12 protein-coding genes are annotated in these 17,690 nt (G+C 60.6%); 6 read left to right on the top strand and 6 right to left on the bottom strand.

Translation table 11 applies throughout. The features are described 5' to 3' along the window. Positions 1-164: 164 nt before the first annotated feature. A complete protein-coding gene (locus AB5I78_RS08340) occupies positions 165-1,463 on the top strand; it encodes an MFS transporter (protein ID WP_145163047.1) in 1,299 nt (432 codons plus the stop codon). Between the two features lie 164 nt (positions 1,464-1,627). Here AB5I78_RS08340 and AB5I78_RS08335 read toward each other — a convergent pair whose 3' ends face one another. Beyond that, complete coding sequence (locus AB5I78_RS08335) at positions 1,628-3,091, bottom strand: glyceraldehyde-3-phosphate dehydrogenase (RefSeq protein WP_023659083.1); 1,464 nt, start codon at positions 3,089-3,091, stop codon at positions 1,628-1,630. A 340-nt stretch (positions 3,092-3,431) separates the two neighbouring features. Here AB5I78_RS08335 and mfd point away from each other — a divergent pair, with 340 nt between their 5' ends. Genes mfd through AB5I78_RS08320 form a run of 3 tightly spaced genes read left to right on the top strand, consistent with a single transcriptional unit; the run spans position 3,432 to position 10,162 of the window. Continuing rightward, on the top strand, positions 3,432-6,881 hold the full coding sequence (gene mfd / locus AB5I78_RS08330; protein ID WP_106576928.1) for a transcription-repair coupling factor: 3,450 nt from the start codon (positions 3,432-3,434) through the stop codon (positions 6,879-6,881). A gap of 11 nt (positions 6,882-6,892) precedes the next feature. Further along, positions 6,893-7,462: a CsiV family protein gene (locus AB5I78_RS08325; RefSeq protein WP_124416717.1), complete on the top strand. Its 570-nt coding sequence runs from the start codon at positions 6,893-6,895 to the stop codon at positions 7,460-7,462. A 9-nt stretch (positions 7,463-7,471) separates the two neighbouring features. Beyond that, entirely contained in the window at positions 7,472-10,162 is a 2,691-nt protein-coding gene (locus AB5I78_RS08320; protein ID WP_369300621.1) for a DEAD/DEAH box helicase, read from the top strand. A gap of 101 nt (positions 10,163-10,263) precedes the next feature. On the opposite strand, the gene nagZ is transcribed toward AB5I78_RS08320, so the two are convergent. Next, positions 10,264-11,274 carry a beta-N-acetylhexosaminidase gene (nagZ, locus tag AB5I78_RS08315; protein ID WP_145163042.1) on the bottom strand — a complete coding sequence of 337 codons (1,011 nt, stop codon included), beginning with the start codon at positions 11,272-11,274 and terminating at the stop codon, positions 10,264-10,266. A 144-nt stretch (positions 11,275-11,418) separates the two neighbouring features. Then, positions 11,419-12,126 carry a TetR/AcrR family transcriptional regulator gene (locus AB5I78_RS08310; RefSeq protein WP_106576932.1) on the bottom strand — a complete coding sequence of 236 codons (708 nt, stop codon included), beginning with the start codon at positions 12,124-12,126 and terminating at the stop codon, positions 11,419-11,421. Between the two features lie 263 nt (positions 12,127-12,389). On the opposite strand from AB5I78_RS08310, the gene lexA reads away from it, so the two are divergent. Further along, positions 12,390-12,998: a transcriptional repressor LexA gene (gene lexA, locus AB5I78_RS08305; RefSeq protein ID WP_017137423.1), complete on the top strand. Its 609-nt coding sequence runs from the start codon at positions 12,390-12,392 to the stop codon at positions 12,996-12,998. A gap of 10 nt (positions 12,999-13,008) precedes the next feature. Continuing rightward, positions 13,009-13,482 (top strand): SOS-induced cell division inhibitor SulA, encoded by a 474-nt coding sequence (gene sulA / locus AB5I78_RS08300; protein ID WP_106576933.1) that lies wholly within the window; start codon positions 13,009-13,011, stop codon positions 13,480-13,482. Positions 13,483-13,818: 336 nt separating this feature from the next. Here sulA and AB5I78_RS08295 read toward each other — a convergent pair whose 3' ends face one another. From AB5I78_RS08295 to topA, 3 genes are all read right to left on the bottom strand, one after another. Then, positions 13,819-14,052 (bottom strand): hypothetical protein, encoded by a 234-nt coding sequence (locus tag AB5I78_RS08295; RefSeq protein WP_053255041.1) that lies wholly within the window; start codon positions 14,050-14,052, stop codon positions 13,819-13,821. A gap of 261 nt (positions 14,053-14,313) precedes the next feature. After that, positions 14,314-14,835 carry a DUF6586 family protein gene (locus tag AB5I78_RS08290; RefSeq protein ID WP_369300623.1) on the bottom strand — a complete coding sequence of 174 codons (522 nt, stop codon included), beginning with the start codon at positions 14,833-14,835 and terminating at the stop codon, positions 14,314-14,316. A gap of 127 nt (positions 14,836-14,962) precedes the next feature. Next, positions 14,963-17,584, bottom strand: a complete 2,622-nt coding sequence (topA, locus tag AB5I78_RS08285; protein WP_369300624.1) for a type I DNA topoisomerase — start codon at positions 17,582-17,584, stop codon at positions 14,963-14,965. Positions 17,585-17,690: the final 106 nt, after the last annotated feature.

Below are 17,690 nucleotides of genomic sequence, written 5' to 3'. Positions count from 1 at the left end.
AGCTCCCACAGTGATTTTTACCCGCCAAGACACCTGCGCATTTAGTCAGCTTGCTATCGCTTTCTATTGCCGGTAGTGGCTAATACACATATGGTTACAAAAGCGCAGCAAGGACGAGTGATGACCAGGGATCACTAATAAGATAGCCAAAATGAGTGCATGACATGTCCACTACCACGGGCAAAGGCAGGGCGATTTTTCGCGTTGTCAGCGGCAACTTCCTCGAGATGTTCGACTTCATGGTCTACGGCTTCTACGCCACGGCCATTGCCAAAACCTTCTTTCCCACCGACAGCGCCTTCGCCTCGCTGATGCTGTCCCTGGCGACCTTCGGCGCCGGCTTCCTGATGCGGCCTTTGGGCGCGATCTTCCTCGGCGCCTACATCGACCGTCACGGCCGTAAGAAAGGCCTGGTCATCACCCTGGCCATGATGGCCGCCGGCACCGTCCTCATCGCTTGCGTCCCAGGCTATGCCACCCTGGGCGTGGCGGCGCCGTTGCTGGTGCTGTTTGGTCGCTTGCTGCAAGGTTTCTCCGCCGGCGTCGAGCTGGGCGGTGTGTCGGTGTACCTGGCAGAGATCGCCACACCCGGGCGCAAGGGCTTCTTCGTCAGTTGGCAGTCCGCCAGCCAGCAAGCCGCGGTGGTGTTCGCCGGGTTGCTCGGCGTGGGCCTGAACCACTGGCTCAGCCCGCAGGAGATGGGCGACTGGGGCTGGCGCGTGCCATTCCTGATCGGCTGCCTGATCGTGCCGGTGATCTTCGTGATTCGCCGCTCGCTGGAAGAAACCCCTGAGTTCCAGGCGCGTAAGCACCGCCCTACCCTGCAGGAAATCGTGCGCTCGATCGGTCAGAACTTCGGCATCGTCATCGCCGGCATGGCGCTGGTGGTGATGACCACCGTGTCGTTCTACCTGATCACCGCCTACACCCCGACTTTCGGCAAGGCCGAGCTGCACCTGTCGGACTTCGACGCGTTGCTGGTGACCGTGTGCGTGGGCATCTCCAATTTCATCTGGCTGCCGGTGATGGGCGCGGTGTCCGACAAGATCGGCCGCAAACCCCTGCTGCTGGGCGCGACGATTCTGGCGATTCTTACCGCGTATCCGGCGTTGTCGTGGCTGGTGGCCAATCCGAGCTTCAGCCATCTGCTGATCGTGCTGCTGTGGCTGTCGTTCCTGTATGGCTCGTACAACGGTGCGATGGTGGTGGCGCTTACCGAGATCATGCCGGTGGAAGTGCGCACTACCGGGTTTTCCCTGGCCTACAGCCTGGCGACGGCGACCTTTGGTGGGTTTACGCCAGCGGCGTGCACCTACCTGATCCATGTGCTGGACAACAAGGCCGCGCCTGGGATCTGGCTCAGTGGTGCGGCGATACTCGGCTTGATCGCTACATTGATACTGTTCAAGGGCAATCGGCATGAACTGCGCACTGCGCAGGCCTCGGTGGTTGGCGGCGCCTGATAGACCGCTATCGCAGGCAAGCCAGCTCCCACCTTTGACTGTATTCACACGTCAACACTGTGGGAGCCGGGCTTGCCCGCGATGAGGCCCGAACATTCACCACAAAAACAGCAGCCATAAAAAAGCCCCGAACCAGTCGGGGCTTTTTCATTGACCGCTAATGCTTAGCGCGGGAACGCAGGCGGGTTAACCCCAGCCATGTCTTCCATCACGCGAACCACTTGGCAGCTGTAACCGAACTCGTTGTCGTACCAGACGTACAGCACAACACGGTTGTCCTGGGTGATGGTCGCCTCGGCATCCACCACACCGGCGTGGCGCGAGCCCACGAAGTCGGTCGACACCACTTCCTGCGAATTAACGAAGTCGATCTGCTTATGCAGGTCGGAGTGCAGCGCCATGTAGCGCAGGTACTCGTTCATTTCTTCACGGGTAGCGGCTTTCTCAAGGTTCAGGTTGAGAATGGCCATCGACACGTTCGGCGTCGGCACGCGGATCGCGTTACCGGTCAGCTTGCCGGCCAGCTCAGGCAGGGCCTTGGCAGCAGCGGTGGCAGCACCGGTCTCGGTGATGACCATGTTCAACGCGGCGCTACGGCCACGGCGATCGCCTTTGTGGAAGTTGTCGATCAGGTTCTGGTCGTTGGTGTACGAGTGAACCGTTTCAACGTGACCGTTAACGATGCCGAACTTGTCATTCACAGCCTTCAGCACCGGCACGATGGCGTTGGTGGTGCAGGAAGCGGCCGACACGATCTTGTCGTCAGCGGTGATTTCGCCGTGGTTGATACCGTGAACGATGTTCTTCAGCTTGCCTTTGCCAGGCGCCGTCAGCACAACGCGGTCGATACCCGGGCAGGCCAGGTGTTGGCCTAGGCCCTCGGCATCACGCCATACGCCGGTGTTGTCTACCAGCAGGGCGTCCTTGATGCCGTACTGGGTGTAATCCACCTCAGACGGGTTCTTCGCGTAGATCACCTGGATCAGGTTACCGTTGGCGGTGATGGTGTTGTTTTCTTCGTCGATGACGATGGTGCCGTTGAACGGACCGTGTACCGAGTCGCGGCGCAAGAGGCTGGCGCGTTTGGTCAGGTCGTTCTCGGCGCCTTTGCGCACAACGATAGCGCGCAGGCGCAGGCCGTCGCCGCCACCGGTTTTTTCGATCAGGATGCGCGCCAGCAGGCGGCCGATACGGCCAAAGCCGTACAGCACAACGTCGGTGCCTTTGCGGGCAGCGGCGTTTTGCTGGCCAACCACATCGGCCATTTCTTCACGCACGAACTGCTCGGCGGTACGGCCAGCACCTTCTTTGCGGAATTTGTAAGCCAACTTGCCCAGGTCTACCGAGGCCGCGCCGAGCTTGAGCTCGCTCATGGCTTTAAGCAGAGGGAATGTTTCGTGGACGGAGAGTTCGCTGTCGTCGGCGGAACGATGGCGAGCAAAGCGATGCGCCTTGAGAATCGCGATGACTGATTGGTTGATCAGGCTGCGGCCATAGATCGAGCTCACCACATTGTTATTGCGGTACAGCTGACCGATAAGCGGAATCATCGCTTCAGCGAGTGCTTCACGGTCGATCCATTCACCAAGACACTGGTCGGGCTTCTGAGTCACGGGAACCTTCCACATGTAGGGGCAGAAAAAAGGGGCTACATTATGTCGTCCGACCGGCCGTTGAGCAATGCGCCAACCACAACAAAAAGCGCTTGCAAAAAAACACCACCCCGCTACAGCCCAGTAAATACGCGGGTTCCAGAAGGCCACCAATGGCGCCACGCCGCCAACTTGTCCGTAACCCTCCGAAACATCCGCACTTTTTGGCACTACATATTGAGTCAAAACCCACCATTGTTTGTCTTAGCCACTACATTTCCTGCAAACCGTAATAGGCTCAGTCAGCAACTGACAGGCGGCACCTCGGGCCGTTACAATTACCGACTTTGTCGCAACGCTTGGAGCTCAACCTTCCGTGCCCGTTCTGCGTCTACCGATTCTCCCTGCTGCGGCAGGTAAACAGCACTGGGGCAACCTGCCCGGTGCCGCCCTGAGCCTGGCCATCGCCGAGGCTGCCAGCGCAGCCAAGCGCTTTACCCTGCTGCTCACCGCCGACAGCCAAAGCGCCGAGCGACTGGAGCAGGAGCTGAGCTTCTTCGCCCCCGATTTGCCGGTGCTGCACTTTCCCGACTGGGAAACCCTGCCTTACGACCTGTTTTCGCCGCACCAGGACATCATTTCCCAGCGCATCGCCAGCCTGTACCGCTTGCCGGAACTGGCCCACGGCGTGCTGGTGGTGCCGATCACCACGGCCCTGCATCGCCTGGCGCCGACCAAGTTTCTGCTGGGCAGCAGCCTGGTGCTGGATATCGGCCAGAAGCTCGATGTGGAACAGATGCGCACGCGCCTTGAAGCCAGCGGCTACCGCTGCGTCGACACGGTGTACGAACACGGCGAGTTCGCCGTGCGCGGCGCGCTGATCGACCTGTTCCCGATGGGCAGCAAACTGCCGTACCGCATCGACCTGTTCGACGACGAAATCGAGACACTGCGCACCTTCGACCCGGAGAACCAGCGCTCGATTGATAAAGTCGAGTCGATCAAGCTGCTGCCGGCGCGGGAATTCCCGCTGCAAAAAGACGCCGTCACACGCTTCAAGGCCCGCTTTCGCGAACGCTTCGACGTGGACTTCCGGCGCTGCCCGATCTTTCAGGACCTGAGCAGCGGGATTACACCGGCCGGTATCGAGTACTACCTGCCGCTGTTCTTTGACGAAACCTCCACCCTGTTCGACTACCTGCCTCAGGACACCCAGGTGTTCTCGCTGCCAGGTATTGAGCAGGCGGCGGAAAACTTCTGGAACGATGTGCGCAATCGCTATGAAGAGCGCCGCGTCGATCCATCGCGGCCTTTATTGCCGCCAGCCGAGCTGTTTCTGCCGGTGGAAGACTGCTTCGCCCGCTTGAAAAACTGGCCGCGCGTCGTCGCCAGCCAACAGGACGTGGACGCCGGCAGCGGCCGCGAGCGCTTCCCGGCGAGCACACTGCCGGACCTGGCGATCCAGGCCAAAGCCACGCAGCCGCTGGAAGCGTTATCCAACTTCCTCGGCGACTTCCCCGGCCGCGTGCTGTTTACCGCCGAATCCGCCGGCCGTCGCGAAGTGCTGCTGGAACTGCTGGAACGCCTGAAGCTGCGCCCGAAAACCGTCGACAGCTGGCCGGACTTTGTTAAGAGCAAAGACCGCCTGGCGATCACCATCGCGCCGCTGGATGAAGGTTTGTTGCTGGATGACCCAGCCTTGGCGCTGATCGCCGAGAGCCCGCTGTTCGGCCAGCGCGTGATGCAGCGCCGCCGCCGTGAAAAACGCGCCGACATCAACAACGACGCAGTGATCAAGAACCTGACCGAGCTGCGCGAAGGCGCGCCGGTGGTGCATATCGACCACGGCGTGGGTCGCTACCTCGGGCTGCAAACCCTGGAGATCGACAACCAGGCCGCCGAATTCCTCACCATGGAATACGCCGAGGGCGCCAAGCTTTACGTGCCGGTGGCCAGCCTGCACCTGATCGCGCGCTACACCGGCAGCGACGACGCCTTGGCGCCGTTGCACCGCCTGGGCTCCGAGACCTGGCAGAAAGCCAAGCGCAAAGCCGCCGAACAGGTGCGCGACGTCGCCGCCGAACTGCTCGACATTTATGCACGCCGCGCAGCCCGCGAAGGCTACGCGTTTGCCGACCCGAAAGCCGACTACGCCACCTTCAGCGCCGGCTTTGCGTTTGAAGAAACCCCGGACCAACAAACCACCATCGAAGCCGTGCGCGCCGACATGCTCGCGCCCAAGCCGATGGACCGCCTGGTGTGCGGCGACGTGGGCTTCGGCAAAACCGAAGTGGCCATGCGCGCCGCCTTTATCGCGGTGCATGGCGGCAAGCAGGTGGCGATTCTGGTGCCGACCACCCTGCTCGCCCAACAACACTACAACAGCTTCCGCGACCGCTTTGCCGACTGGCCGGTGAGCGTGGAAGTGATGAGCCGCTTCAAGTCCGCCAAGGAAGTGAATGCCGCCGTCGCCGACTTGGCCGAAGGCAAGATCGATATCGTGATCGGCACCCACAAGCTGCTGTCGGACGATGTAAAGATCAAAAACCTCGGTTTGGTGATCATCGACGAAGAGCACCGCTTCGGTGTGCGTCAGAAAGAACAGCTGAAGAACCTGCGCAGCGAAGTCGACATCCTCACCCTCACCGCCACGCCGATTCCGCGCACGCTGAACATGGCCGTGTCGGGCATGCGTGACCTGTCGATCATCGCCACGCCGCCGGCACGTCGCCTGTCGGTGCGCACCTTCGTGATGGAACAGAACAAAAGCACGGTCAAGGAAGCGCTGTTGCGTGAACTGCTGCGCGGCGGCCAGGTGTACTACCTGCACAATGACGTCAAAACCATCGAGAAATGCGCCGCCGACCTCGCCGAACTGGTGCCGGAAGCCCGCATCGCGATTGGCCACGGGCAGATGCGCGAACGCGAACTCGAACAGGTGATGAGCGACTTCTACCACAAGCGCTTCAACGTGCTGATCGCCTCAACCATCATCGAGACCGGCATCGACGTGCCGAGCGCCAACACCATCATCATCGAGCGCGCCGACAAGTTCGGCCTGGCGCAGCTGCACCAGTTGCGCGGCCGCGTCGGGCGCAGTCACCACCAGGCCTATGCCTACTTGCTGACGCCGCCGCGCCAGCAGATTACCTCCGACGCTGAAAAGCGCCTGGAAGCCATCGCCAACACCCAGGACCTGGGTGCCGGTTTTGTGCTGGCCACCAACGACCTGGAAATCCGTGGCGCCGGCGAACTGCTCGGCGACGGCCAGAGCGGGCAGATCCAGGCCGTCGGTTTCACCCTCTATATGGAGATGCTCGAGCGTGCAGTGAAAGCCATCCGCAAGGGCGAACAACCGAACCTCGATCAACCCTTGGGTGGCGGCCCGGAAATCAATCTGCGCTTGCCGGCATTGATTCCCGAAGACTACCTGCCGGATGTGCACGCGCGGCTGATTCTGTACAAGCGCATCGCCTCGGCCACCGACGAAGAAGGTCTCAAGGACCTGCAGGTGGAGATGATCGACCGCTTCGGCCTGTTGCCGGAACCGACCAAGAACCTGGTGCGCCTGACCCTGCTCAAATTGCAGGCCGAGCAGTTGGGCATCAAGAAGGTCGACGCCGGGCCGCAAGGCGGGCGTATCGAGTTCGAAGCGCAAACGCCGGTGGACCCACTGGTGCTGATCAAGCTGATTCAGGGCCAGCCCAACCGCTACAAGTTCGAAGGGGCTACGCTGTTCAAGTTCATGGTGCCGATGGAACGTGCCGAAGAACGCTTTAATACATTAGAGGCGCTGTTTGAGCGCCTCATCCCGAAATCTGCTTGAAGGACGCCCCAATGCGCCTGTTCCGCATTTTGAGCTTGTTGTTGGTGGTCGTTGCTCCTTCGGCGTTTGCCGACAGCCCCTATCTGGTGGAAATGATTCTGGTGCGCCAGAACGCCGAGCCGGTGATCAATAGCCGCGCGGCGCCGGAAAACTGGGACGCCGGGGCACCACGGCTGCCGGCGGACAAAATCAGCCCGCCGCGGCTGGGCAACATCGTCGACAAGCTCAGTGCCGACACCGGTTACACGGTGCTGCTGCACCGGGCCTGGGACCAGAACCTGGGCGAGCAGCCGGTGAAGCTGGCCATCAGCGATGGCCAGGAGCAGTTTGGCCAGTTTCCCATCGAAGGCACGCTGAACCTGCAACTGGGGCGCTTTACCGATATCGACGCAGACTTCTGGATCAACCAGTTCGACGCCAACGGCAGCGTCATCGCCAGCGAACACTTGAGCCAGCAAGGCGTGCGCACCAAGAACAACCAGCTCAACTACCTGGACGGCGGCCACTTGGCCCTGCTGATCAAGATCACCTCGCTGACCGCCAAACCACCCAGCGCACCACCGCCCGACGCTCAGGACTGATCCAGCGCCATGCCCCTGACATCGTCACTGACCAAACCCCTGGCCCCTTCGTGGGCCAATCGCTTTAAAGAGCAAAGCCTTGAGCGCGGGCGCCGCTACGCCCTGGAAAACCGCGTGCGTATCGTCGAGTCCGGCGACAGCACCATTGTTGCCAGCTGCGAAGGCTCGGCCGGCAACGTTTACCGGCAGACCATCTCGCTGCGCGAATCAGCCAAGGGCATGCTGATTTTGGTGGACAGCCGCTGCACGTGCCCGGTGCACACCAACTGCAAGCACATCGCGGCGGTGCTGCTCAAGGTCCAGGAAACCCTGGCTTACCCGGCGGCTGCGCAAGATGCCGAGCTGCTGGAAAAACTTCAGGCCGTGCTGGATAACCGCGTGGTGCTGCCGCAGGTGGTGATGGAGGATGTGCGACCGGTGCCGCGCCTGTGGCTGGCGAGTGTCGAGTTCAGCGCGTTTGAACCGCGCAATGGCAAGATGCAGCGTTACATCCAGCACCGTGCGGCGTTGTCGTTCAACTACCTGGGCAACTATGTCAGCGGGCAAAAAAATGCCGACATCGTCGTGCGCCAGGAAACTCAGAGCCTGCGCATCAAGCGCCATCCGGAGCTGGAGCAACCGTACCGAGAGCAACTGCGCCTGCTCGGCTTCAAGATCGCCACGCGCCAGAGCAAGGCATTGCCGGAAAGCGCCGGCGAATTGTTCGAGATGGTCAACGACAGCGCCTGGCTGAACTTCACCCTCAACGCCTCGCCGACCTTGCGCGCCGAGGGCTGGGAGTTGCAGATCGATGAGGATTTCGGTTTCGACTTGAGCGCCGTCGATGACTGGTACGCGACCGTCGATGAAGGCCCGGAACGCGACTGGTTTGACCTGGAACTGGGCATCATCGTCAACGGCGAGCGCCTGAGCCTGCTGCCGATTCTGTTGAACCTGATGCGCTCGCACACCGAGATCCTCAACCCGGAAAAGCTCGCCCGGCGCCGCGATGACGAGCTGATCCTGGTGAACATCCCCGGCCTGCCCAACGGCCACGGGCCGCTGCAAGTGGCGCTGCCCTACGGCCGCTTGAAACCGGTGCTGGCCACCCTTGGCGAGTTTTACCTGCAGGAAGCGGGCACCACCACCTTGCGCCTGGCCAAGGCCGATGCGATTCGCCTCAACCCGCTGGAAGACCTGCCGCTGCAATGGGAAGGCGGCGAGAAGATCCGCAACTTCGCCCAGCGCCTGCGCGACATCAAGGACTTCACCTGCATGGCGCCCGAAGGCTTGAACGCGACACTGCGCCCTTATCAACTCGAAGGCTTGAGCTGGATGCAGTCGCTGCGCCAACTCGACGTGGGCGGGATTCTTGCGGATGACATGGGCCTGGGCAAAACCCTACAGACGCTGGCGCATATCCTCAGTGAAAAAATCGCCGGGCGCCTGGATCGTCCGTGCATGGTGGTGATGCCTACCAGCCTGATCCCGAACTGGCTCGACGAAGCCGCGCACTTTACGCCGCAACTCAAGGTAGTGGCGCTGTATGGCGCGACACGCAAAAAGCACTTCGCCAACCTGCAGGACTACGACTTGCTGCTGACGACTTATGCGCTGCTGCCCAAAGACATCGAGCAACTCGCCGCCCTGCCCTTGCACGTGCTGATCCTCGACGAAGCCCAGTACATCAAGAACCCCAACAGCAAGGCCGCTCAGGCCGCGCGCGAGCTCAATGCGCGCCAGCGCCTGTGCCTGAGTGGTACACCGCTGGAAAATCACTTGGGTGAGCTGTGGTCGCTGTTCCACTTCCTGCTGCCGGGCTGGCTGGGCGACGTAAAAAGCTTCAACCGCGATTACCGCGTGCCCATTGAAAAGCGCGCCAGTGATGTACGACTGCAGCACCTCAACGGTCGGATCAAACCCTTCTTGCTGCGCCGTACCAAGGAACAGGTGGCCACGGAATTGCCGCCCAAGACTGAAATCATCCACTGGGTCGATCTCAACGAAGCCCAGCGTGATGTGTACGAAACCATGCGCCTGGCCATGGACAAGAAGGTGCGCGACGAAATCACCCGCAAGGGCGTGGCGCGTAGCCAGATCATTATTCTTGAAGCGCTGCTCAAGTTGCGCCAGGTGTGCTGCGACCTGCGCCTGGTCAACGACGCCGCCCTGCCCGCGCGCGGCAGCAGCTCGGGCAAGCTCGACAGCCTGATGGAAATGCTCGAAGAGCTGTTTGCCGAAGGGCGCCGGATTCTGCTGTTCTCGCAGTTCACTTCGATGCTGAGCCTGATCGAAGTCGAACTGAAAAAGCGCGGCGTGGCCTACGCACTGCTGACCGGCCAGACCCGCGACCGCCGCACACCGGTGAAGGACTTCCAGAGCGGCAAGTTGCAGATTTTTCTGATCAGCTTGAAGGCTGGCGGTGTGGGCTTGAACCTGACAGAAGCCGATACAGTGATCCACTATGACCCATGGTGGAACCCGGCCACGGAGAACCAGGCGACTGACCGCGCGTATCGCATCGGTCAAGAGAAGCCGGTGTTCGTCTATAAAATGATTGCGCGGGGCACGGTGGAGGAGAAAATCCAACACCTGCAAAAGGAAAAGTCCGACCTGGCGGCGGGCGTACTGGATGGGCGTACGACGGGAGATTGGCAGCTGGGCAACGAGGATATCGAGGCGTTGTTTGCGCCGTTGCCCAATAAGCAAGAGAAGCGCTGACCTTCAGATTGCTATCGCGGGCAAGCCCGCTCCCACATTCTGATGTGTGAATACATTCAAGTGTGGGAGCTGGCTTGCCTGCGATAGGCGCACCACGGTTTTCAGCCGATCAATTGAGCATCCCGCAACGCGGTAAGCGCCGCCAGCCAACGCGGATCCTGCTTATAGTCCGTCGAAGCAATCGCCTGCCCACGCATCCGCGCAATCCGCGCCGAAGGCGTAACCTTCATGCGCTGCGCCGCCGTCAGTGCCAGCTCGGCAGCTGCACGATCGTTACACACCAAGCCCATGTCGCAACCCGCGGTCAGCGCCGCTTCGATCCGGCTGGCCGCATCACCGACCACATGCGCCCCGGCCATGGACAGGTCATCACTGAAAATCACCCCATCAAACTGCAACTCGCCACGCAGGATGTCCTGCAGCCAGCGCCGCGAGAAACCAGCCGGCTGGGCATCCACCTGCGGATAGATGACGTGTGCGGGCATGACGGCGGCCAATTGCTTGCTCAGCCGTGCGAAAGGCACCAGGTCATTTGCGCGAATCTGTTCCAGGCTACGCTCGTCATTGGGAATGGCGACGTGGGAATCGGCCTCAGCCCAGCCGTGACCCGGGAAGTGTTTACCGGTGGCGGCCATGCCCGCGCTGTTCATGCCGCGAATGAAGGCACCGGCAAGCACGGCGGCGCGCTCGGGGTCGCCTTCAAACGAGCGGGTGCCGACCACGGCGCTGCGCTGGTAATCCAAATCCAGTACCGGGGCGAAGCTCAGGTCAAGGCCGACCGCCAGCACTTCTGTGGCCATGATCCAGCCGCACTGCTCGGCCAGGTATTCGGCATTCGGCTTATCCGCCAACAAACGCATGGCCGGCAGACGCACAAAGCCCTGGCGCAGGCGCTGCACGCGCCCGCCTTCCTGGTCAACGGCCAGCAGCAGGTCGGGACGCACGGCACGGATCGACGCGCTCAACTCGCGCACCTGGCGTGGGTGCTCGATGTTGCGCGCGAAAATGATCAGGCCGCCCACTTCCGGCTGACGCAACAGGTGACGATCCTCGGCCGTCAGCCAGGTACCGGCCACATCAACCATCAAAGAACCTTGCAGGGCAGCAGTCATAAACCTTCCTTAAATAACGCACACAACCCGTTGCCCTCACCTGGCGCGATAAGCGCAGTGAGCACAACGGGTTGCGAGTAAATAGCTGAAATCGGCATGGCGGCTAGCTTAGCGGATGCAAGCGGCCGCGCACACCCGGGGCAATCACGCCTTGGCGACGGCCGGCGTGGATTTGCTGCGTGGGCGCAACTGCGCGGCCGCCATGGCCTGGTCGGTCACACCGGTTTCGGCGCGCATGCCGGCGGCAAGGAACGGCACCATCAGGCGCATCACTTGTTCGATGGAGGTGTTCACACCGAAATCGGTCTCGGCAATTGCGCGCAAGGCTTTGATCCCGGACATGCTGAACGCCGCAGCACCGAGCATGAAGTGCACGCGCCAGAACAGTTCGATCGGCGGAATACGCGGGGCGGCTTCGTTGACCAGCAACATGTAGCGGCGGAACACCTTGCCGTACATGTCTTCCAGATAACGCCGCAAGTGACCCTGGCTCTGGCTGAACGCCAGGCCGAGCAAACGCATGAAGATCGACAGGTCATTGCCGCTGCGTGGTTGAACCACCAGCGCTTGCTCAACCAGAATTTCCAGCAAGTCTTCCAGGCTCGGCTTGTTATCAGGCTTGGTCTGGCGGCGCTCCAGCTCACGGTCGAGGCTGGCGCAGAACGGCCCCAGAAAGCGCGAAAACACCGCCTGGATCAGGGCTTTCTTTGAGCCGAAATGGTAATTCACTGCGGCAAGGTTAACCCCAGCCTTGCTGGTGATCAGCCGCAATGAAGTTTCAGCAAATCCTTTTTCCGCGAACAATTGCTCGGCAGCATCGAGAATGCGTTCAACGGTTTCCGACTGGGCCATGGCTACTCCGCCTGACAAACACTTGTTTGAAACATACGTTTCAGTGTGTGTCTTGTCAAGCCTGCGAGTCCGTTTTCCGGCCGGGCAGTCATCTATTTAACCGCTATTTAATCACATCCTTCCTGGTCTGTAGGCAGCGCTGTTTCTGCCTTGTAGGACGGCTGACGAATGACCGTCCAGCGGTGTGCTCAAAAAGGATGATTGCCAAGCGCAGTTCACTGTATATAATCCCAGTCACTGTATAAAAAGACAGAGCGATCAACATGCTAAAACTGACGCCACGCCAAGCTGAGATTCTGGCTTTTATCAAGCGCTGCCTCGATGACAACGGCTACCCGCCGACACGAGCAGAAATTGCGCTGGAGCTGGGGTTCAAGTCCCCAAACGCTGCTGAAGAACACCTCAAGGCCCTCGCTCGCAAAGGCGCGATCGAGATGACCCCAGGGGCTTCTCGCGGTATTCGCATCCCTGGCTTTGAAGCCAAGGCCGACGAATCGACCCTGCCGATCATTGGCCGCGTCGCCGCCGGTGCGCCGATTCTGGCGCAACAGCACGTCGAGGAATCCTGCAACATCAACCCGACCTTCTTCCATCCGCGCGCCGACTACCTGTTGCGTGTACACGGCATGAGTATGAAGGACGTGGGCATTTTCGACGGCGATCTGCTGGCCGTCCACACCACCCGTGAAGCCCGTAATGGCCAGATCGTCGTTGCGCGTATCGGCGATGAAGTCACCGTCAAACGCTTCAAGCGCGAAGGCAGCAAGGTCTGGCTGATGGCCGAAAACCCTGAGTTCGCCCCGATTGAAGTGAACCTGAAAGATCAGGACCTGGTGATCGAAGGCTTGAGCGTCGGCGTCATTCGCCGCTAAAGGAGGCACCATGCAGCTCGTGCACACCCCACAACACACACAACTGTCGCTGTTCGAGGCCTTCATGGCTCAACCTCTTGCGCCTATCCTCAAGGAAACGGTCGAGGCCCCGTGGGGCTCCGAACCTGAGGCGTTCAGTGAATTGTCGTTGCGCGGTGCAGCTGGAAGCTGCCTGAGCCTGCTGGCGCCGATCCTTCGTGAACTGAGCGAGGAGCAGGACGCACGCTGGCTGACGCTGATCGCTCCACCTGCCAGCCTGACCCAGGCCTGGCTGCGAGACGCCGGCCTCAACCGCGAGCGTATCCTGCTGCTGCAACCGCGCGGCGCGCAAAGTGCTCAACAGTTGACCTGCGAAGCCTTGCGTCTGGGCCGTAGCCATACGGTGGTGAGCTGGTTGAACCCGCTGAACACTGCGGCCAAGCAACAACTGATCAGCGCTGCACGGACGGGCGATGCGCAGAGCTTGAATATTCGATTGGGGTAACAGGGAACTGGCTGATTGCGTAGGTGACAGACAGGTATCTGTGCAGAGCTTGCTTCTGTGGCAAAACGGACTTATGTAGCGAGCGGGCTTGTTGTGGCGAGCGGGCTTGCCCCGCGTTGGGCTGCGAAGCAGCCCCAAAACCAAGCACCGTGGAATACCTGATATACCGCGTTAATCCATCAGGGCCGCTTCGCGCCCCAACGCGGGGCAAGCCCGCTCGCCACGACAAGCCCGCCCACAACAGCGAGCCCACTCACCTCAGAGGCCTGCTTGCTGCATAGGCCTGCTCACTACAACAAGCCCGCCTACAACGAAAAGTGCACTTAACTGCAAAACTCAGTGCAGAACCCGCGGCCCGTCGTCCTTCTCCGGTTCGCCTTCTGCCAGGCGACCCGCCATCTGCACACCGACGCTCAACATGGCTTTCGCCACTTCCACGTGCTGGCCTTGCAGGAATGCTTTTGCGTCTTCGGAAAAATCCAAGATAACCAGAGAACCCTCGTCCTCAGCCCGACGCAGCTCGATTCGGCCGTCAGGCAATTCAACAATTTCCAGAAAGGACGTTGGCATAAAAGTCTGTTCTCCACGAAAGGCCGGGATTATATCAGTCATCCACCCAGCCTCGCAGAGGATCTGAACAGGTTTCTCTACGGCTTGATGAATGGTGCTCATTGAGCCGCGTGCTGGACTTTCTGTGCAACTCGGTTCAACTGTGGGAGCGGGCTTGCTCGCGAAAGCAATCTGTCAGTTGATGCATAGGCCAGCTGATAGACCGCTTTCGCGAGCAAGCCCGCTCCCACATTTTTGATCGCATACGTCAGTGACGGCTTCTTAGCACTCGTTCAAACCTTCGCGAAACCGCAACGCCATCTTCTTCAGCTCTTGGCGCCAGCTCTCCAGTTCTTCGCGGCTCAACGGCTTGGGCTCATCCTCCTCCACCGCAACAGCGACAATCAGCGGCTGCGTCACGTCCCCCTTGGGCACATGCGGCACGCGTGGCGGCTGGAACATGTCGGCATGTGCCTTGAGCAGGCGGGCCACCCAGCTGTCGGGGCTTTGGGCCATTTCCACCAGCTCGGCCAGCTCAGGAATGGCCATGCTTTCCAGCACTTCGCGGTTCATGATCAGTTCTGCACGCGGCGAACCGGCCTGGGGCAAACGGTAGAACCCGGCGATTTCATGGCACAGCCCCAACAGAGCGCCGTAGAGATGGAACAATGCAGCCTCGCGTCCCGCCTGCACCAGCGCGATGGCATTCATCTCCTTCCCTACCTCGGCACGACCAAGGGCTTCCAGGGACAAACCCGCGAAGTAAATTTTCTGATTGGTACGGGTATAGAGTTCGTTGGCCATAACGGCAGTCTCCACAACGAAATAAGCCGGATGCTGGCTCAACAGTGTCACGGATCAGCCGAGACTCCTGCAAGCGCAAAAAAAGGCCGCCTATGCAGGCGGCCTTTGTATTTCGCAACGTAGTCGATCAAGCGCCCTGGCGCTTGTCCTCGACCCTCCACTTGCCGCCGTCGTAGAACGCTTTCCAGCCCGTAGGCTTGCCGTCCACTTCGGTCTGCACGTACTGCTCCTTGGTTTTGCGGCTGTAGCGGATCACGGCCGGGCGACCGTCGGGATCCTTCTTCGGCGCTTCACACAGGAAGTGGTACTTGGGATCGATCTCGTCCTTGTGCGGCACGATTTCCAGCACCAGCGGCGCACGGGTCTCGCGGTTTTTCGGGAACTGGCTGGCGGCCAGGAACAAGCCCGAGGCGCCGTCACGCAGGATGTAGGTGTCGTTGACCTTCTCGCATTTGAGTTCAGGCATCTTCACCGGGTCCATCTTCGGCGGCGCCGCGTCACCGCTTTTCAGCAGTTTGCGAGTGTTCTTGCACGTCGGGTTGGTGCAACCGAAGAACTTGCCGAAACGGCCGGTCTTGAGCTGCATCTCACTGCCGCACTTGTCGCATTCCAGGCTCGGGCCTTCGTAGCCCTTGATGCGGTAGCTGCCCTCTTCGATCTCGTAGCCGTCGCAGTCAGGGTTGTTACCGCAGATGTGCAACTTGTGCTTCTCATCGAGCAGGTAGGCATCCATTGCCGTGCTGCAGATCGGGCAGCGGTGCTTGCCACGCAATACCAGCGACTCGGATTCACCCTCGTCGTCAGCAGCGATTTCATCGCCCGGCACCAGGTTGACGGTGGCCTTGCAGCGCTCTTTCGGCGGCAGGCTGTAGCCCGAGCAACCGAGGAACACGCCGGTAGACGCGGTACGAATCTGCATCGGACGGCCGCAGGTCAGGCACGGGATGTCGGTCATCACCGGCTGGTTGGCACGCATGCCACTTTCAGGGCTTTCGGCTACTTCGAGCTTCTTCTTGAAGTCGCCGTAGAACTCATCCAGTACGTTTTTCCAGTCGCGTTCGCCCTGGGCCACGTCATCGAGGTTCTCTTCCATGCCGGCGGTGAAGCCGTAGTCCATCAGGTTGGAGAAGCTTTCGGACAGGCGCTCGGTAACGATGTCGCCCATCTTTTCCGAGTAGAAGCGACGGTTGTGCAGCGCGACATAGCCACGGTCCTGGATGGTCGAAATGATTGCCGCGTAAGTCGAAGGACGACCGATACCGCGTTTCTCCATCTCTTTTACCAGGCTGGCTTCCGAATAACGCGCCGGCGGCTTGGTGAAGTGCTGGGACGGGTCGAGCTTGATCAGCTTCAACGTGTCGCCCTGGGCCATGTCCGGCAGCACATCGTCATCGCCTGGCTTGGCGATTTGCGGCATTACGCGGGTGTAGCCGTCGAACTTGAGGATACGGCCCTTGGCACGCAGCTCGAAGTCGCCCGCACCGACACTGACGGTGGTGGACAGGTATTGCGCCGGCAGCATCTGGCAGGCCAGGAACTGGCGCCAGATCAGCTCGTAAAGGCGCTCAGCGTCGCGCTCCATGCCGGTCAGCTTGCTTGGCTCGGTATTGGCGTCGGAAGGACGAATCGCTTCGTGAGCCTCCTGTGCGCCTTCCTTGCTGCTGTAGACGTTCGGCTTCTCCGGCAGGTACTTCTTGCCGAATTCGGTTTCAATATAAGTACGCGCCATCGCCACCGCGTCTTGCGACAGGTTGGTGGAGTCGGTACGCATATACGTGATGTAGCCAGCTTCATACAGACGCTGAGCCATCATCATGGTTTTCTTCACGCCAAAGCCCAGGCGGTTACTCGCGGCCTGTTGCAGGGTGGACGTGATGAACGGCGCCGACGGCTTGCTGCTGGTCGGTTTGTCTTCACGCTTGACGATGCTGTAGCTGGAAGCCTTGAGCTTCTCCAGCGCGGCCATGGCCTGGGCTTCGTTCAGCGGCTTGAAAGCCTCGCCTTTCTCGCGGGCCACTTCAAAGCGCACATTGGCGCCCTTGGCGGTGCCGAGGTCAGCGTGGACTTCCCAGTATTCTTCGGGGTTGAACGCACGAATCTCGCGCTCACGCTCCACCACCAGCTTTACCGCCACCGATTGCACACGACCGGCCGACAGGCCACGGGCGATCTTGGCCCACAGCAGTGGCGAGACCATGTAGCCCACGACGCGGTCGAGGAAACGACGGGCCTGCTGGGCGTTTACACGGTCGATGTCCAGTTCGCCCGGCTTGGAGAAGGCTTCCTGGATGGCTTTTTTGGTGATTTCGTTGAACACCACACGCTTGTAGCGGCTGTCATCACCGCCGATGGCTTCGCGCAGGTGCCAGGCAATGGCTTCCCCTTCGCGGTCCAAGTCCGTCGCGAGATAGATGGTGTCAGCATCCTTGGCGAGCCGGCGCAGCTCTTCGATAACCTTTTCCTTGCCGGGAAGGATCTCGTACTTGGCCTTCCAGCCATGTTCCGGGTCTACACCCATGCGCGAGACCAGCTGCTTGCGCGCTTTCTCTTTAGGCGTGAGCACCGGACCTTCGCCCGCAGCCGCCTTGCCGCGCTTGGCGGCAGGCTCCTTGCTGGCGCTAGCCGAACCGCTGGTGGGCAGGTCTCGGATATGGCCGATACTCGACTTCACCACGTACTCGTTGCCCAAGTACTTGTTGATGGTCTTGGCCTTAGCCGGGGATTCCACAATGACCAGCGATTTGCCCATGGATCGGAAAATTCCTGAATTCGAGAAGTGAAAGGCAGTTGGCGCCTGTCGCGGCAACGCTATATATAGTGGCAACAAGGTGAGGTCAAGCGCAGCATTCTGCGCG

The organism is Pseudomonas sp. N2-3-1-14 (genome assembly GCF_041228395.1).
GTDB lineage: Bacteria > Pseudomonadota > Gammaproteobacteria > Pseudomonadales > Pseudomonadaceae > Aquipseudomonas.
The sequence above is the reverse complement of the archived record's forward strand: the minus strand, read 5'-3'. Positions and strand labels throughout refer to the sequence as shown.